General features: G+C 40.9%; 10 protein-coding genes. 5 read left to right on the top strand and 5 right to left on the bottom strand.

What is annotated here, in order from left to right:
• Positions 1–35 precede the first annotated feature (35 nt).
• Positions 36–896, bottom strand: coding sequence for a twin-arginine translocase subunit TatC (gene tatC, locus AC1XUO_RS19325; protein ID WP_483331414.1), 861 nt, complete (start codon positions 894–896; stop codon positions 36–38).
• Positions 897–1,033: 137 nt separating this feature from the next.
• Positions 1,034–2,062 (bottom strand): pyruvate dehydrogenase (acetyl-transferring) E1 component subunit alpha, encoded by a 1,029-nt coding sequence (gene pdhA, locus AC1XUO_RS19320; protein WP_483331413.1) that lies wholly within the window; start codon positions 2,060–2,062, stop codon positions 1,034–1,036.
• A gap of 128 nt (positions 2,063–2,190) precedes the next feature.
• On the opposite strand from pdhA, the gene recF reads away from it, so the two are divergent.
• A complete protein-coding gene (gene recF, locus AC1XUO_RS19315) occupies positions 2,191–3,276 on the top strand; it encodes a DNA replication/repair protein RecF (RefSeq protein ID WP_483331412.1) in 1,086 nt (361 codons plus the stop codon).
• A gap of 37 nt (positions 3,277–3,313) precedes the next feature.
• Here the strand turns inward: recF and AC1XUO_RS19310 are convergent, their stop codons facing one another.
• Together AC1XUO_RS19310 and AC1XUO_RS19305 are read right to left on the bottom strand one after the other, a co-directional pair.
• Positions 3,314–5,746 (bottom strand): alpha-L-rhamnosidase-related protein, encoded by a 2,433-nt coding sequence (locus AC1XUO_RS19310; protein WP_483331411.1) that lies wholly within the window; start codon positions 5,744–5,746, stop codon positions 3,314–3,316.
• A 164-nt stretch (positions 5,747–5,910) separates the two neighbouring features.
• The gene (locus AC1XUO_RS19305) at positions 5,911–6,978 is read right to left on the bottom strand and encodes a mannose-1-phosphate guanylyltransferase (protein WP_483331410.1); all 1,068 of its coding nucleotides are present in this window, start codon (positions 6,976–6,978) and stop codon (positions 5,911–5,913) included.
• A 347-nt stretch (positions 6,979–7,325) separates the two neighbouring features.
• Here AC1XUO_RS19305 and AC1XUO_RS19300 point away from each other — a divergent pair, with 347 nt between their 5' ends.
• On the top strand, positions 7,326–10,352 hold the full coding sequence (locus AC1XUO_RS19300) for a TonB-dependent receptor domain-containing protein (protein WP_483331409.1): 3,027 nt from the start codon (positions 7,326–7,328) through the stop codon (positions 10,350–10,352).
• 97 nt (positions 10,353–10,449) lie between these two features.
• Here AC1XUO_RS19300 and upp read toward each other — a convergent pair whose 3' ends face one another.
• Positions 10,450–11,091: a uracil phosphoribosyltransferase gene (upp, locus tag AC1XUO_RS19295; RefSeq protein ID WP_483331408.1), complete on the bottom strand. Its 642-nt coding sequence runs from the start codon at positions 11,089–11,091 to the stop codon at positions 10,450–10,452.
• Between the two features lie 123 nt (positions 11,092–11,214).
• Here upp and AC1XUO_RS19290 point away from each other — a divergent pair, with 123 nt between their 5' ends.
• From AC1XUO_RS19290 to AC1XUO_RS19280, 3 genes are all read left to right on the top strand, one after another.
• A complete protein-coding gene (locus AC1XUO_RS19290) occupies positions 11,215–12,984 on the top strand; it encodes a hypothetical protein (protein WP_483331407.1) in 1,770 nt (589 codons plus the stop codon).
• Between the two features lie 108 nt (positions 12,985–13,092).
• Positions 13,093–13,956 carry a carboxylating nicotinate-nucleotide diphosphorylase gene (gene nadC / locus AC1XUO_RS19285; RefSeq protein WP_483331406.1) on the top strand — a complete coding sequence of 288 codons (864 nt, stop codon included), beginning with the start codon at positions 13,093–13,095 and terminating at the stop codon, positions 13,954–13,956.
• 24 nt (positions 13,957–13,980) lie between these two features.
• A complete protein-coding gene (locus tag AC1XUO_RS19280) occupies positions 13,981–16,113 on the top strand; it encodes a ComEA family DNA-binding protein (protein ID WP_483331405.1) in 2,133 nt (710 codons plus the stop codon).
• Positions 16,114–16,186 lie beyond the last annotated feature (73 nt).

Below are 16,186 nucleotides of genomic sequence, written 5' to 3'. Positions count from 1 at the left end.
TTTCGTCTTTTTATTTTAATGCCTCAAGCCACTGATTATAGTGGTCCTTGCATTGCTTTTTCTTCACGCAATTTTTCCCGCTCGATTTTTGCCGATACGAAAATACTGATTTCGTAAAGCAACAACAGAGGAATCGCAACCAGAATCTGGCTGTAAATATCAGGAGAAGGCGTAATGATTGCAGCAACAATCAAAATTACTATCATGGCATGTTTGCGATATTCACGCATGAAACCTGGCGTTAGTACTCCAACTCTTGAAAGAACAAACACAACAATTGGTAACTGGAATGCAATACCGCAAGCCAGTGTTAAAGTGGCAACTGTGGAAATATATGACGAAATGTTAAATTCGTTGGCGATGGACTCATCCAGCTTGTAATTTGCCAAAAAGTTAATCGCCAGGGGAGTTACTATAAAGTATCCGAAAAATACCCCTGAGAAAAATAATATGGTGACATAGAAAACGGCCCCACGTGCTGATCTTCTTTCTGATGCTTTTAAACCTGGTTTGATAAATCTCCAAATTTCCCAGAAGGCATAAGGGAAAGCAAAAATTAAACCCACGATTATCGAAGAAGTTAATCCCATTGTAAACTGGTCTCCAACGCCGATACTCTGGATTTTGAAATCGAGCGCTTTAATACACAGGTCGTCGTAACCAACAACTTCTGATAATTTACACATCATTTTGTAAGTCCAGAAATCCGGCTTAGACGGAGCAAGAATTACGTAACGGTAAATTTCTTTGATGTATATGTAAGCAACAATGGCAAAAACTAAAATGGATCCTACTGCACGAATAACATGCCATCTTAATTCTTCAAGGTGTCCAATAAATGACATCTCCTGGCCTATTCCTTCTTCTTCTTGCTCGAAATCTTGATCTAAGGGCATACAATTTTTAGGGATTGATCACTATATACGGTAATAATGGCTATTGCGATCTTTTTAATTTGCTAAAAGTCGAAATTACTCAAAAAACCCGTCGGATCATTTCGACGGGTTTCTTTTCATAACGTTATAATCAAAAATTAATCCATGATGAATGGATAATCATTCTCAGCGTAAACATCTGTATAAGCCTCTGATGCATCCGGGAAATCCGAATCTTCAGCAAACTGTACTGATTCTGCTACGATTTCTTTTACTTTTTTGTCGATCGCTTCAAGATCTTCTGCCGTAGCAAGATTGTTATCCAAAATTACAGCTCTGATCTGCTCGATCGGGTCACGGTGTTTGTATTCCTCAACCTCTTCTTTTGAACGGTATTTTTGAGGATCTGACATGGAATGTCCACGGTAACGATAAGTACGGAATTCAAGGAAAGTCGGTCCGTCGCCTTTACGTGCACGTTCAGCTGCGCGGGAAACAGCATCATGGATCGCTTCAACGCTCATACCATCCACTGGTTCCGAAGGAATATCGTAAGCTTCTCCTAGTGTATACAGTTCTGTAACATTGGATGAACGCGCTACGGAAGTTCCCATTGCATAACCATTGTTTTCAACAACGAAAATAACAGGCAGTTTCCAGTTCATCGCCATGTTCAGTGCTTCATGGAATGCACCCTGGCGAATCGCTCCGTCTCCAAAGTAACAGATGCAAAGTTTACCTGTTTTGTTGTACTTTTCAGCAAACGCAATACCTGCGCCCAAAGGAATTTGTGCACCAACGATACCATGTCCTCCAACAAAGCCATTCTCTTTATCAAAAATGTGCATAGAACCGCCTTTTCCTTTGGTTGTTCCTGTTTTCTTTCCATAAAGTTCAGCCATAATCGCTTTTGGATCTGTTCCCAGAGCCAAAGGGATACCATGGTCACGATAAGCGGTGATGTATTTATCTCCTTTCGTCAGGGCCGTAGCTGCTCCTGAAGAACAAGCTTCCTGCCCGATATAAAGGTGACAAAAACCGCGGATTTTCTGCTGTCCGTAAAGCTGGCCAGCCTTTTCTTCAAACCGGCGTTGTAATAACATGTTCTCGAACCAGAACATATAGCGTTCTTTCGAATGCTGTAATTTGGGAGCTGATGCTTTCTTTTTTTCAGTAACGGTGGCCATGTATTTGGTTCTCGTTTATAAAGACAGAACTTTGTCTTAAAGTTAGTGGTTTGAACAAGATCTGTTTTTGCCGGTAACGACGCAAATGATTTGCGAAAATAAGCATAAACTATATAACAAAGAAGTTCATGTGGTTAGAAAAGCTCCACCTTACGTACTTTAAGAGTTATGAAGAGAGAGGTTTTACGTTTGGAGAGCGTGTAAATTGTCTTGTCGGAGAAAACGGAAGTGGTAAAACAAACCTTTTAGACGCTATTTACTTCCTGACACTTACAAAAAGTGCATTTCATAACCAGGATGCATTAGGCATTCGCCATACCCAGGATTTTTTTTTGCTGGATGGAATTTTTAATGATTCTGACAAAAATATTCAGATTACGTGCAGTTTTCAGCGCGGTCAGCGAAAGGTTTTTATGGCCGACAAGAAAAATTACGACAGACTAAGCGACCATATCGGACTTTTTCCATTGGTTCTGATCGCGCCGAATGATACGGATCTGATCCGCGATGGAAGTGAAGAACGCCGCAGATTTTTTGATGGTGTGCTTGCCCAGGCAACGCCGGAATATTTAAATGATTTTTTACAATACAATAAGATTTTAACCCAACGAAATGGTTTGTTAAAACTTTTTGGTGAAAGAAATTATCTTGATGAAGATTTGCTCGATACTTACAACGAGCCGTTAATTATTCTCGCACTCAGAATTTATGAACATCGCCGCTCCTTCATGGATCGCTTTCTGCCTTTGTTCAGGAAATATTATCAGTTTCTGAGTAGTGGAAAAGAACAGGTCGATGTGTTGTATGAAAGTGAAGTTTCATCAGCAGATTTCCCATCTGAATTTCGTAAAAACCGTTCGAAAGATCTGCATGCGCAACGCACCGGAAAAGGGGTGCATAAGGATGAATATGTTTTTGAAATCGATGGAATAACGTTGAAAAAATTCGGATCGCAGGGACAGCAAAAATCTTTCGTTATTGCTTTGAAACTTGCTCAGTTTGAGTTGTTAAAAATCGAAAAAGAAAAAACGCCAATTCTGTTGCTGGACGATATTTTTGATAAACTGGATGACCTGCGAATCAATAAACTGATCGAATTAGTGGACGACGGATTTCTTGGACAGGTTTTCATCACAGACGCCAGGCCGGAACGGTCTCAGAAAATTCTGGAGAAGGTGAAGGCCGATGTCCGGTTTTTTGAAATTGAACGATAATATTTTTAACCAACGTTTAAAAAGATGGAAATAGGATTCAGGGATTTTTTTCTAACTGAAGTGAGATTACCTTTCCTGAAACTGATATCGACTCAGATTTGCCATCAGCCTTTGGCTTCATTTCTTTTCCGTTAACCATCCATTTTTTATATTTATTCGCCGGAAAAGAAATGAATAGTTTCCAATTTTCCTTTATTTGTGAAAAATCAAGATGAATGGCAGCACTGGTTTGTCTGTATTTCATACTAATTTCATTATCGCCGATCACCACGTTTTCCAAACTAACATCTTGCCAGCTTGATGGCATTTGAGGGTTGATATGGATTGTTTTCGTTGAAGCAGTCGGGCTGATACCAAAAAACTGAGTTACGATCGGGACAGCATAACTGTAAATATTCCAGGCCTGGGACATCATTCCATAATCCGGAGAAACTTCGTAGATAGATCCCGGAAGCGCATAACTGAAAGACTTTGTCATGCGCTTCAGATAACTTAGCGCTTCGTCTGGTCTTCCGTAATTATTTTCTGAAATTGCTAAAACACCCGTTGGGAGCGTCATCACAGCGCCGGTATAATTAAAAACCTTTTTGTTCACGGCAGCCGAACTTTCATCTTTTCCTGCGGATTCGTCGCGGTCAATTCCGGTTACAAACACTCCAAAAGGATTTACAAACTTGCTCGCTGTTTTTGACGCAGCAATCGCTTTTGCAGAATCAGCTATACCCATTTCCATCGGCGTATTCACCACCCAATTATGGTGTACTACAAAACCTTGTTTTTTATCTCCGGGTAATTTTAATAATCGGTTTTTGCTTTCGCGAAGTTCTTCAACAGCCCAGGGTTTTTTCAAAGTATCTGCCCTGATGATGGCATCATCGATCAGGTGAATAGCTTGTGTCGTTGTGCCAATGAAGTCGGCAAACGAGTTATTATCCGCTACCCAAAAATCAGTATTAATTTTTTGTCGAATTTGCCCGGCGATTTTTTTATATTTTTCAGCCAATTGATTTTCTCCCATTTCTTCCGCCATGTCTGATGCGACAGAAAATGCTTTTTGGGTATAGGCCGCAACATCGATCATTTCACTGTTCATGCCGTGAATTTCCATCATACCAAATCCGTCAGGCAGCAAGTTTCCATCCTTGTCATTTTCTTTTAACAACCATTCAAGTCCTTTTTTGATCGTTGGATAGTATTTTTTCAGAAATTCCTTATCACCTGTCCAGCGATATACAGTCCATATCAGGATGGCAAACTGTGGTGTTTCGTTGACATTTCCAGGATTAAAAACAAAGCCATTTGTGGAAACCTCGTGCACAATCCGGCCGTTTCCATTCGCTTTTTCTGACAACCTGAAGATGTTATCGATCGATTGATACACTAAATCCTTTCGGCCGGTGGTTATTAGTCCTTGCAAAGAATACTCACTATCCACACCAAACCACCACGGATAATCCGGCGCCCCGGCGGATAAGCCCCGACCCACTTCGGGAACGTCTCTGACCAGCCAATCCGTATTGTACTTAACCCAGCGAAAGGCTTGCTCCAGATCTTTGTCAGGAATTGTAAGTTTTGTCTTTTCAGCCAACCCGGCATATCGCTCCTTTTTCTCTTTTAATAATTTTGAAGCATTTTGTTTGACAGAAGCAAAAGTCTCCTTCGCATCGGATTCTGATTTATACGAACCAGCGATGACGATGGATACGCTTTTGGTCGTATTAGGTTCAAGGGAAATTTCATAAATCAACGAGGCCTGGCAACCTTTCCCCTGTGGTTTGTAGTCACATGATTTTTGATCTTGTGGATGTTTCTGCGCCACAATTTCAGAACCAAATGTGACAAACCATTCATTCAGACTATCTTTTGCAATCCAGCTTTTAGAATTTTCGTCCCAGGAAGCAAAGTCCCCGGCATCCACCATATTGGTTTTTTCGCCAAGCCAAACAGGACGTAAATCTGTATATGCATTAAAATCAAAGGTGAGCAACTTGTTTTCGCTGCTGGTATTTGTAAAGGAATATTCTATGACGACAGCCTCTTTTCCGTCAGGAACAAATTGAAAACGTTCCGCCTTAAGATCTTTCAGGCCAGACGTGAAAACGTGTTTGTTGGCATAAGGATAATTAATAAACGTATCTGCCTTGTTCAGGCAAACGGATTGATTATCAACAGTTATTGACGCTGTAAATCCGTCCAGCAGTTTAATGGGATGATCCCAGATTCCACCCATTTCGCCAGTAACATGCCAGCCAAGATCCGGAAAAGTCCCGTTTTGATGACCAGCCATATACACGCGGTCGCCTGCTGTCAGAAATGGAGAATTGAGATAACTGCTTTTGCCTGTAATGCTTTCCGAATCAGAAACCAGATCTGCCAGTCGTTCCTCAGAAAGCACTTTTTTTGCACAGTTATTTAAAAAGAAAGTGCTGGTCAGGCAAAGCAACAAAATGCCAATTCTTGATCCAATCATGAGAAAGTTCGTTGTAGGGATTTTGTAATTTTCAACGAATCTAGTAAAATCTTAAAATAATATCATTTCAACTTTGTAAAATATATTACGAAACAAGATGTATGCAGGGTAAAAACAAAAAAGGTGATCGAAAGACCACCTTTTTTTACAATATCTATAAATTTCTAAACATATTTTACATGCAATTCTTTTGCCTGCGCAACGAACTCTTTCACCTTTTGCTCTTCCTCTTTTTTACAGATCAACAACACGCCGTCATATTCAGCAACGATAAATCCGTCGAGGCCGTTGATTACAACCAGTTTTTCCTCAGGCGTTTTGATAATACAATCTGTTGTATTGTGCAGAATTAAATTTCCTTCCGTCACATTTAGAAACTCGTCTTTTTGAGATACTTCATACAAAGATTTCCATGTTCCAAGATCAGACCAGCCGAAACTGCTTAACACAACATGCACATTATCTGCTTTTTCCATGATACCATTATCAATGGAAATACTCCCGCATTGCGAATAAGCCATTTGTATGAAAGATTCCTCGGATTCGCGGTAATAATGCGGATTTCCCCGTTCAAATATTTCAGCAATGTCTGGCTGGTATTCATTTATTGCACGTTTGAAAGCGCGAACATTCCATACAAAGATACCGGCGTTCCATACGAAGTCGCCGCTATCAAGGAATTGCTCGGCTAATTCAAGGTGAGGTTTTTCGGTGAATGATTTCACCTTCTTAACGGTCAGTTTATCAGGTATGTACTGAATGTATCCGTATCCCGTATCCGGCCTGGTCGGCTGAATGCCCAATGTCACAAGAATGTCCTCATTTCTGGTTGCACCAAGAGCGATACGGATGGTATCCTTAAATGTTTCTTCTTTTAGAATAATATGGTCGGCCGGCGCAACAACGATGTTTGCATCAGGATGTTGTGAAGCAATTTTGTAGCAGGCATAAGCGATACACGGAGCGGTATTTCTGCGATGTGGTTCAAGTAGAATCTGATCATCCGATAACATCGGCACTTGCCGCTTGATGATCTCCTTGTATTCCTGGCTGCTTACGATATATATATTTTCAGGTGGACAAACGCCGTCAAATCTTTCTACTGTCTGTTGAAGAAGGGTTTTTCCGGTTCCCAGGACGTCATGAAATTGTTTCGGGAAATCGGTGCGACTAAATGGCCAGAAACGCGTTCCAACTCCTCCTGCCATTATTATTACAAATGTATTGTGCATTGTAGAAGTGTATATAATAGTTTAAACGTGCGGTAAAGCTAAGGATAAACCAGTCATCTTGCCAACCATAACGAATTAAGAATTGATGTCTAAGTTAGTTTTGTGCTATCGACCAAAAATTGTCATACCTATTCCTTGATACCGCTCTCAAAATATTTCTAAGGCTTTATAGAACTGATTATCGGTTAAATTATATCATTTGACGAAGTCTAGGATTTTTCTTAGTTGGCGTTATAAAGGAAAGAAATATTTGTTGATAATTTAAGAATAAATAGAATAAAAGTTATTGATAGATGTTAAAATCTCATAACTTGCTACAACAACAAACTAATAACTCACTTAAATTTATGAACAGTATATTTACTCAAAAAGCATCATGCTTTGTCATGTTGTGGTTGCTCTGCTGTACGCAATCCTTTTCTCAAACAAGTATTGGAGGAAAAGTCGTAGAGGCATCGACAAGCGACCCATTAATCGGTGTTAGTATTCAAGTGAAAGGAAAAGTGATCGGGACTATCACCGATGCAAATGGAAATTTTAATCTGGTTGTAACCTCCGCTCCGCCCTTCACGCTCGTAGTATCTTCTGTTGGTTTTGAAACACAGGAAGTTAATATAACCGGAGGTTTATCAAATGTTGATGTCAGGCTGGTTGAACAAGCCGTTCTTGGTAAGGAACTCATTGTTTCGGCTTCACGTGTCGAGGAAAGTGTCATGAAATCTCCCGTTTCTATTGAAAAAATTGATATCCGGACCATCCGAGAGACACCGCAGGCTTCATTTTATGATGCTTTGCAAAATTTGAAAGGGATTGAGATGAGCACGCAATCGCTGACTTTCAAGTCTGTGAGCACACGTGGATTTGGCGCGAATGGAAATACCCGAGTGGTTCAGCTGATCGATGGCATGGACAACCAGGCACCCGGCCTCAATTTTTCTGTCGGTAATGTCGCCGGGATCCCTGAGCTTGACGTTGAAAGTGTAGAGATTTTGCCAGGTGCTGCTTCTGCCCTGTATGGACCGAATGCGATCAACGGGATTATTCTGATGAACAGTAAATCTCCTTTCACATTTCAGGGACTTAGTGCTTATGGAAAGACGGGTGTCATGAGTGCTTCAAACCGTGCAAAGGAAAACACGCCTTTTTATGATTTCGGAATTCGTTATGCAAAGGCTTTCAACAACCGTTTAGCCTTTAAAGTTAATGCATCATACCTGACAGCGAAGGATTGGCAGGCAACCGACTACCGAGATCAGAGTTTCACCAATAATACCACGTTAGAAAATAACAACAATAACATACTTAATAACCCAACCTACGACGGTGTGAACTGGTTCGGAGATGTTGGTGCAAATGTCTACAATGTCATGTACGCAAATGGAATGCCGGGTGACGGAAAGAATGGCACATCCGCTGCGCTTGGCGCAATTTATTCGACACAAATTCCGCAGGCGGGAAATCTGACACTTCCTCAACTTTTAGGTGCGCAAACTCCTCAGCAGCAACTGGAAGTAGCGCGGACGATTTTTGCCCAGGTAGTGCCACAATATTATTTAAGTGCGCCGGGATATGCAGAAAATTCCCTTACCAATTATCCGGCAAAAAGTCTGAAGTTAAATGCTTCGCTTCATTATCGTTTAAATGACAACGTTGAAGCCATTTTACAGGCGAACTGGGGGCGAGGTTCGGCCGTGTATACCGCCGCTGACCGGTATAATATTCAAAATTTCTCCATTGGCCAGTATAAGGCCGAGATTAAGGGAAGCAACTTTTTTGTTCGTGCTTATATGACCAGGGAAAATTCGGGCGATGCGCATGCGTTGGGCGTACTTGGGAGTTTGGCAAGCTCTGCATATCTTCAAACCGCATTGGGAGCCGGGCTTCCTTCGTTTTTAGGAACTGCTCTGACCCAATATGGCGGAGCATTACTACAAGCTTATCAGGCTGGGCTGGCAGGTGGTATGGCCCCGGCGCAGGCAATGCAGGCTGCGGCTGCGGCAGCAAATGCCTACGCGGGTGCAAACAATACACAATGGATGAATAATGCGCTGGCACCAGGAATCAGTACGGCCAATCAGAAGTATCTACCCGGCGGGACAGATTTCCAATCTACGCTGGATGATATCAAGACAAAACCAATTCCAAGCGGTGCAAAATTCCTCGATAAATCGAACCTGTACCATGGTGAGTTTATGTATAATTTCACCAAACTGATCGATCCTAAAACAATTGAATTAATTGCAGGGGCAAATTATCGAATTTATGATCTGAATTCTGAGGGTACATTGTTTGAGACGCAGGACGGAACGCCGACTGGAAAGGAATTTAATATCACAGAATATGGCGCTTATGCACAGGCGTCAAAAACCTTCGCGGATGTTTTTAAGCTGACGGCATCTGTCCGTTATGATAAAAACATGAATTTCAAAGGGCAATTCAGTCCTCGGATATCAGGGGTTTATACCGTTGCGAAAGATCATAATTTCCGGGCTTCATTCCAGCGGGGTTTTAGAATTCCAACTACGCAGAATCAGTATATCAATTTACTCACACCGAATGCTCGTTTGGTTGGCGGTTTGCCATTGTTCCGTCAAAAATATAATATGGAAGCCAATGCGGTTTTTGAGCAAACTGCCATCACGCAGCAATCTTTGACAGACGGAAGTCTTAAGCCCTATCAATTTCGTGAATGGCAACCTGAACGTGTGGAAACTTATGAAGTTGGATATAAAGGCGTTGTCGCAAATAAACTTTATATCGATGCTTTCTACTATTATAACCGGTTTATCACTTTTGACGGTGTGACAGTGCTTTTACAACGAAAAGATCCGAATGGACCCATCACCGATTTGTTGGATCCTTCTAAAAGAAATACATATAGTATGCCTGTCAACGCGGCACAAACCGTGAAAAATTCAGGTTGGGGTGTTGGTCTGGATTATGTATTAGGGAAGGGTTATACTTTCAATGGAAATCTTACCAGCAACATTCTGAATAATGATGACGAACTGGAAAGAAACGATCCTTCATTTGTAACTTTTTTTAACTCTCCAAAATATCGGTTCAATCTTGGGTTTTCGAACCGCGATATTAAAAGAAGTGGCTGGGGTTTTGGTGTAACATTCCGCCATCAGACGAGTATGGTTTGGAATGCAACGGTTGCCACTGTAGTGGCAAATACCCAACGGAAAACGGTGATTCCGGCTTATTCCACGTTGGATGCGCAGATCAGCAGGAAGATTTCTTCAATTAAGTCAATCATCAAAGTGGGAGGAACAAATCTTACCGGAAAACTTTATACAACCGGCTGGGCAAATCCTTCTGTTGGCGCGATGTATTACGTTTCTATCACTTTTGACGAATTGTTAAATTAATTGGCTAACGGCAGTCAGCTATCGGCAAAATGTCGATAGCTGACATCGATATATTAATCTGGGAATCTGACAGCTGATCGCCGACGGCCAAAGTAAATTATTTAGATCCGAAAGCCAGATCACCTGCATCGCCCAAACCCGGAACAATATAATATTGTTCATTCAGTCGCTCATCCAGAGCACCTACCCATAATCTGCATTGCGGAACGCGTTTGTGAAGAAAATCAACGCCTTCCGGACTTGCAATAACAGAAGCGATATGTGTTTGGGCAGGAATCCCGAAACGCAAAAGCGCGTGATATACTTTTTCAAGCGAACGCCCGGTGGCCAGCATCGGATCAATAAGTATCAATGTTTTACCGCTCAGGTCAGGACTTGTTATGTAGTCCATTTCTACTTCAAATTCATCATCTTTGAGGTTGTGTCCACGGTATGCGCCAACAAATGCATTATCAGCCTGATCAAAAATGTTGAGAAATCCTTGATGAAGGGGCAACCCGGCGCGCAGAATCGTTGCAAGAACAACCGGCTGAAGAAGAGACCTGGATGGTGCTTTGCCTAATGGAGTTTCGACAAATTCTGACCGGTAGGTAAGAGATTTTGAAATTTCATAGGCAAGTAATTCTCCTACCCGTTCAATGTTACGGCGAAACCTCATTCGGTCTTTCTGGCAGTTTACATCGCGTAATTCAGCAATGAAATGATCAACAATGGAAGGCTTCTGGGACAGTAAAAACATAACTTTGCTCTTATTTAACCTGTTCGATATAAGATATTACAATTTGATTGACGAAATTTGACACTTTCGATCCAAATACTTGGTACAAAACCAACTTTACCTGCATAATAGAATCTATTATCTATGAACCAACGCTTCGACAAGTTCTTAATATATGTTTTTTTTATACTAATTACGTCATCTTACGCTCAGGCACAAAGTAGCTTTGTTCCATTAAATGACGATTATTATCACCTGATCGATCGGCTGGAAATCAAAAGGGGAAAATTTTCCGAGGGATTTCATTCAAATGTAAAACCATTTGAGAGAAAGGCAATCGTTCAGCTGACGGATTCTATATTAAAAGAAGGAAATGTATCTCTGACGGAACGTGACTGGGAAACCATTGACTATCTGAGAGAAGACAGCTGGGAATTTACCAAAGGTTTTGCTGCGACAGATTCTGCAAGATACGCCAGGCTTTCCCGTCTGGATCCGGGAAATAAATTTAAGCTGTTTAAAGGTAGAAAAAGTAACGGGCAACGTAAGTTTTGGGAGCATACCGCGGATTTTTATAGCTACCACGATAAAGATTTTGATCTGCATTTAAATTTTACAACAAATAATTTTATCGGAAATGATAACAACGTAAGTACTCCGCTTTGGCTGACTGGACGTGGAATCGAGATTCGCGGTATGATCAATGAAAAGCTTGGGTTTTATACATTTGTTGCTGATAATCAAGGGGTATTCCCAAAATATGTAACGGATTATACAACCAGATATAATTTCCCTGGTGAAGGTCTCGCTAAAAAAATCCAGAACGAAAAAGGAGTTGACTTTCTTTCTGCAAGGGGTTATATCACTTTTCGCCCGCTGAAAAGTATCAATGTGAAATTTGGCCAGGACGTTAATGTTTTTGGAAGTGGTTACCGCTCATTGCTTCTGTCGGACAATAGTAGTCCGTATCTTTTTCTTCGGATTGATACGCAGCTGGGCCGTTTCAAGTATACCAATTTATGGACAAGCATGGTCAACGAGCAGGAAAGTAAAGGTCTTTTACGGTCCAAGAAATTCTCAGCAGTTCACCATTTAAGTATTAATTTAACGGATAAAATTAATGTAGGTGTTTTTGAAGCCGAAGTTTTTAGCCGCGATTCTACAAGCGGCGGTTATGACCTGAATTATCTCAATCCAATTATTTTTTACCGGTATGTAGAATCTTACATTGGCAGTGAGGATAACGCTTTGCTTGGTTTTGATTTTAAATGGCTCGTTGGTAAAAAAGCTTCAATTTACAGTCAGTTTGTTTTAGACGAGTTTTTAACGAAACACATGTTCAATGGCGATGGCTCCTGGACGAATAAATATAGTTTCCAATTAGGTGGAAAGGTGGTTGATGCTTTCGGAATTCCTAATCTGGATTTGCAGTTAGAAACCAATATCGTGAGGCCATATACCTATGCACATAAGGATGGAGGAAGAAGTTATGTACATTATAACCAATCACTGGCGCATCCGCTTGGTGCAAATTTTAAAGAATATATCGGTATTGTACGGTATAAGGCGACGCCAAGACTTTCATTCTACGGAACACAAACTTTCTCCGAACAGGGATTGGATCCAACAGGTGCATTTACAAATTACGGAGCCAATATCCTTTTGGATTATGATACGAGAACAGGCGTTAATCCGGGTGACAACGATTATGGACATAAAATAGGGCAGGGAATTTCTGCAAAAACATCTTTCACAGATCTGCGTTTAACATATTCGCTCGCACACAATTTATTTCTTGACGGCCGATGCTTAATTCGTAATACGAAATCTGTTGACGTGAACGTGGCTCAAAAAACAAATCTTTTCTCGTTCGCCATACGTTACAATATGGCATACCGGAATCAGACCTTCTGATTTTTTGTGACTTCATTATAAAAAAAACGTATTCATAAAGTATTGAAGATGGCAAGTAATTTCTGTTATGATTTTATTTAATTCTTGAATACTGATCATTCTCAAAATATGGAAACCAACCCACAGGTATTACGCGATTTAATTCATTTGGCACTATTGGAAGATATCGGTGACGGAGATCATTCTTCACTTTCCAGTGTACCTGCTGATGCTATGAAAAAAGCGCGCTTATTGGTAAAACAGGAAGGAATTTTGGCTGGTGTTGAAGTGGCGCTTGTTATTTTGGAAGAAACGGCAAGGTTATACCATCATCCAGAAGCGAAAGTTGAAGTATTAATTCCGGACGGAACCCCGATAAAAGTTGGTGATATTGTTCTGACGATCGAAGCAAGTGCGCAGCTGATTTTAAAGGCCGAAAGGTTACTGTTGAACATTATGCAGCGCATGAGTGGCATTGCAACTTACGCCAGGGAAATGGTTGATATTATTGGTGATTTACCTGTGAAATTACTGGATACGCGTAAAACAACGCCAAACTTCCGTCTGTTTGAAAAAATGGCAACAAAAATTGGCGGCGCGGTAAATCATAGGATGGGCCTTTATGATATGATTATGCTGAAAGACAACCATGTCGATTACGCCGGTGGAATTGAAGCGGCTATTACAAACGCAAGGAATTATCTTAAAGAAACCGGTAAGAATTTACGGATCGAAATAGAGACACGAAATCTGGCGGAAGTAGATGAAGTTTTACGTGTCGGGCAGGTCGATATTATCATGCTTGACAATTTTTCGCTTGAAAATATGCGTGAAGCGGTGAAGCGGATTAACGGACGTTTTGAAACTGAAGCTTCCGGGAATATTACTGAAAAAACTTTACGCGCAGTAGCAGAAACCGGAGTAAACTCCATTTCCAGCGGCGCATTGACACACCAGATACAAAGTCTGGATTTAAGTTTGAAGGCTTTCTAACCCTGTTAAACAAATCCGTAAAGGATGACGAACGATAGAGAAAAATCGCACATGAAGCCACCACACAGGCATTCATGTGCGATTTTTCGGTTAGTTGTTTTAACACTTTTTTGCATATTTTTTCTTGCCAAAAAACTTTCCGCCCAGGAACCGCCGCGTCCGGAAATTGATATCAACCAGTTTATCCAGGATCTTATCCCGATTGCTACGGAAGAAAATAGTAATGAAGGTCTGTATGAATTGTTATTTCAATTATATACCAATCCGCTGGATCTGAATGCGGTTACGACCGATGAATTGACAGCAACACTGATTCTTTCAGAAGTTCAGATAAAATCATTTTTTGATTATCGTCAAAAACTTGGGCCATTTTTATCACTTTATGAGTTACAGGCAATTCCGGATTTTGATCTGATTACGATCAGAAAATTAATTCCTTTTGTAATCGTAAGACCGAAAGCTTTGCCTTTTAGAGAATCCTTACAAAATCCATCCCAGCATTTTTTATTATTGAGATCTGGTCGTGTTTTGGAAAAGCAAAAAGGATTTACGGCCATTGATACTTCAAGCCGGTCAACATCCCGATACCAGGGAAAACCTTTGTATGGAAATATCCGCTATCGTTATGCCCGGGCGGGTTCATTCAGTTTCGGTTTTGTAATGGAAAATGATGCCGGCGAAGTTTTGAGCTGGCAACCCAAAAAACAGATTTTTGGTACTGATTTTTCTTCTTTTCATGCACAGATCATGAATCGCGGAAAATTAAAAAATCTGATTATCGGAGATTATCAAATGCAGGCCGGGCAAGGTATGATCATGTCCGGCGGATTTTCTTTGGGAAAAGGCTCGGAAGTGATCAGAACAACTTATCGCAGCACATTAGGATTACGACCTTTTACTTCTGTTTTGGAATCTGGCTTTTTTCGTGGCGCGGCGGCGACGTATGCGGTCAGAAAACAACTGGATGTCACGTTATTTTATTCCTACACAAGACGTGACGGAAATCTGGAAAACAATGCCACCATTCAGGACGAACTTACAGTTTCGTCATTACAAATTTCAGGTTATCATAGAACAAAAACAGAACGTGAAAACCAGGGAACGATTGGTGAGCAAAATATTGGTTTTCATGCGCTTTATAAACTGTTATCCCAACGCGGCCAGGTTGGATTTTCGGTCTTAAATACCTTTTACAGTGTTACTTTACACAAAAAAGATGAGCTTTATAATAAGTTTGAATTTAAGGGAAATCAGAATACTGTTACAGGAGTCCACGGAGATTACCGCTGGAAGAATATGCATTTCTTCGGAGAAGGTGCCAGGTCTAAAAATGGCGGGCTGGGAGGGATCGGGGGCTTAATAACAGGTTTGGGAAGGATGCTTGATTTTACATTATTACTTCGTCATTACGACAGAAATTTTCACTCCTTATACGGTGGCTCAATGAGTGAAGCAACACGTCCAATCAATGAAAGCGGTGCATACTGGGGGCTGCGTTATTCGCCAAACCGGCGCTGGCAATTCAGTGGATTTTATGACCGTTTTTATTTTCCATGGCTGAAATATCAGATAAACGCGCCTTCGGATGGAGTTGATTATTTCCTGCATGCACTTTGGAAACCGAATAAAAAACTGAATATGTATGCTGTTTTTCATGAAAAACAAAAAGCGCATAACGAGCCGGATTCTCGGTTTCCGATATCTCAGGTTTTAACAACGACTCGCCGAACCGCGATGATTAACTTTGAATATGAAGTTCCGTTAAAATTCTCATTTCGCACGCGTTTGCAGGGAGGTGATTTCTGGTATGAGGGAAAATCTAAATCTTCCGGATTTACCATAGTACAGGATATCACTTACCGGATTTCAAAACTGGAACTGAGCGGACGAATTGCTTTTTTCAAAACGGACAATTATGATAGCCGGCAATATGTTTATGAAAAAGATATGTTATACGCTTTTTCGCTTCCGGCATATTATGACCAGGGAACAAGGCATTATCTGATGCTGCGTTATCCATTGACACAGAAGATGAAACTCTGGCTCCGATGGTCGCGGACGCATTATTTGAAACTGGAAACAATCAGTTCCGGACTTAATGAGATTGAAGGTAAAAAAAGGAGTGAATTAAAAGCGCAGGTCATGTATCAGTTTTGAATCGTTACTTTTGCGGATATTTTCGTTTTATAATAAAATACATACCGGATTTGACAACAGGAATAATCCCTGA

The organism is Dyadobacter sp. HNCC25DJ186, assembly GCF_056895235.1.
This window is presented reverse-complemented; position numbering and strand designations above follow the sequence as displayed.

What these genes read in the sequence shown, in the direction of transcription:
- tatC (WP_483331414.1), bottom strand. Translation starts at nt 896, where the DNA reads ATGCCCTTAGATCAAGATTTCGAGCAAGAAGAAGAAGGAATAGGCCAG.
- pdhA (WP_483331413.1), bottom strand. Translation starts at nt 2,062, where the DNA reads ATGGCCACCGTTACTGAAAAAAAGAAAGCATCAGCTCCCAAATTACAG.
- recF (WP_483331412.1), top strand. Translation starts at nt 2,191, where the DNA reads ATGTGGTTAGAAAAGCTCCACCTTACGTACTTTAAGAGTTATGAAGAG.
- AC1XUO_RS19310 (WP_483331411.1), bottom strand. Translation starts at nt 5,746, where the DNA reads ATGATTGGATCAAGAATTGGCATTTTGTTGCTTTGCCTGACCAGCACT.
- AC1XUO_RS19305 (WP_483331410.1), bottom strand. Translation starts at nt 6,978, where the DNA reads ATGCACAATACATTTGTAATAATAATGGCAGGAGGAGTTGGAACGCGT.
- AC1XUO_RS19300 (WP_483331409.1), top strand. Translation starts at nt 7,326, where the DNA reads ATGAACAGTATATTTACTCAAAAAGCATCATGCTTTGTCATGTTGTGG.
- upp (WP_483331408.1), bottom strand. Translation starts at nt 11,091, where the DNA reads ATGTTTTTACTGTCCCAGAAGCCTTCCATTGTTGATCATTTCATTGCT.
- AC1XUO_RS19290 (WP_483331407.1), top strand. Translation starts at nt 11,215, where the DNA reads ATGAACCAACGCTTCGACAAGTTCTTAATATATGTTTTTTTTATACTA.
- nadC (WP_483331406.1), top strand. Translation starts at nt 13,093, where the DNA reads ATGGAAACCAACCCACAGGTATTACGCGATTTAATTCATTTGGCACTA.
- AC1XUO_RS19280 (WP_483331405.1), top strand. Translation starts at nt 13,981, where the DNA reads ATGACGAACGATAGAGAAAAATCGCACATGAAGCCACCACACAGGCAT.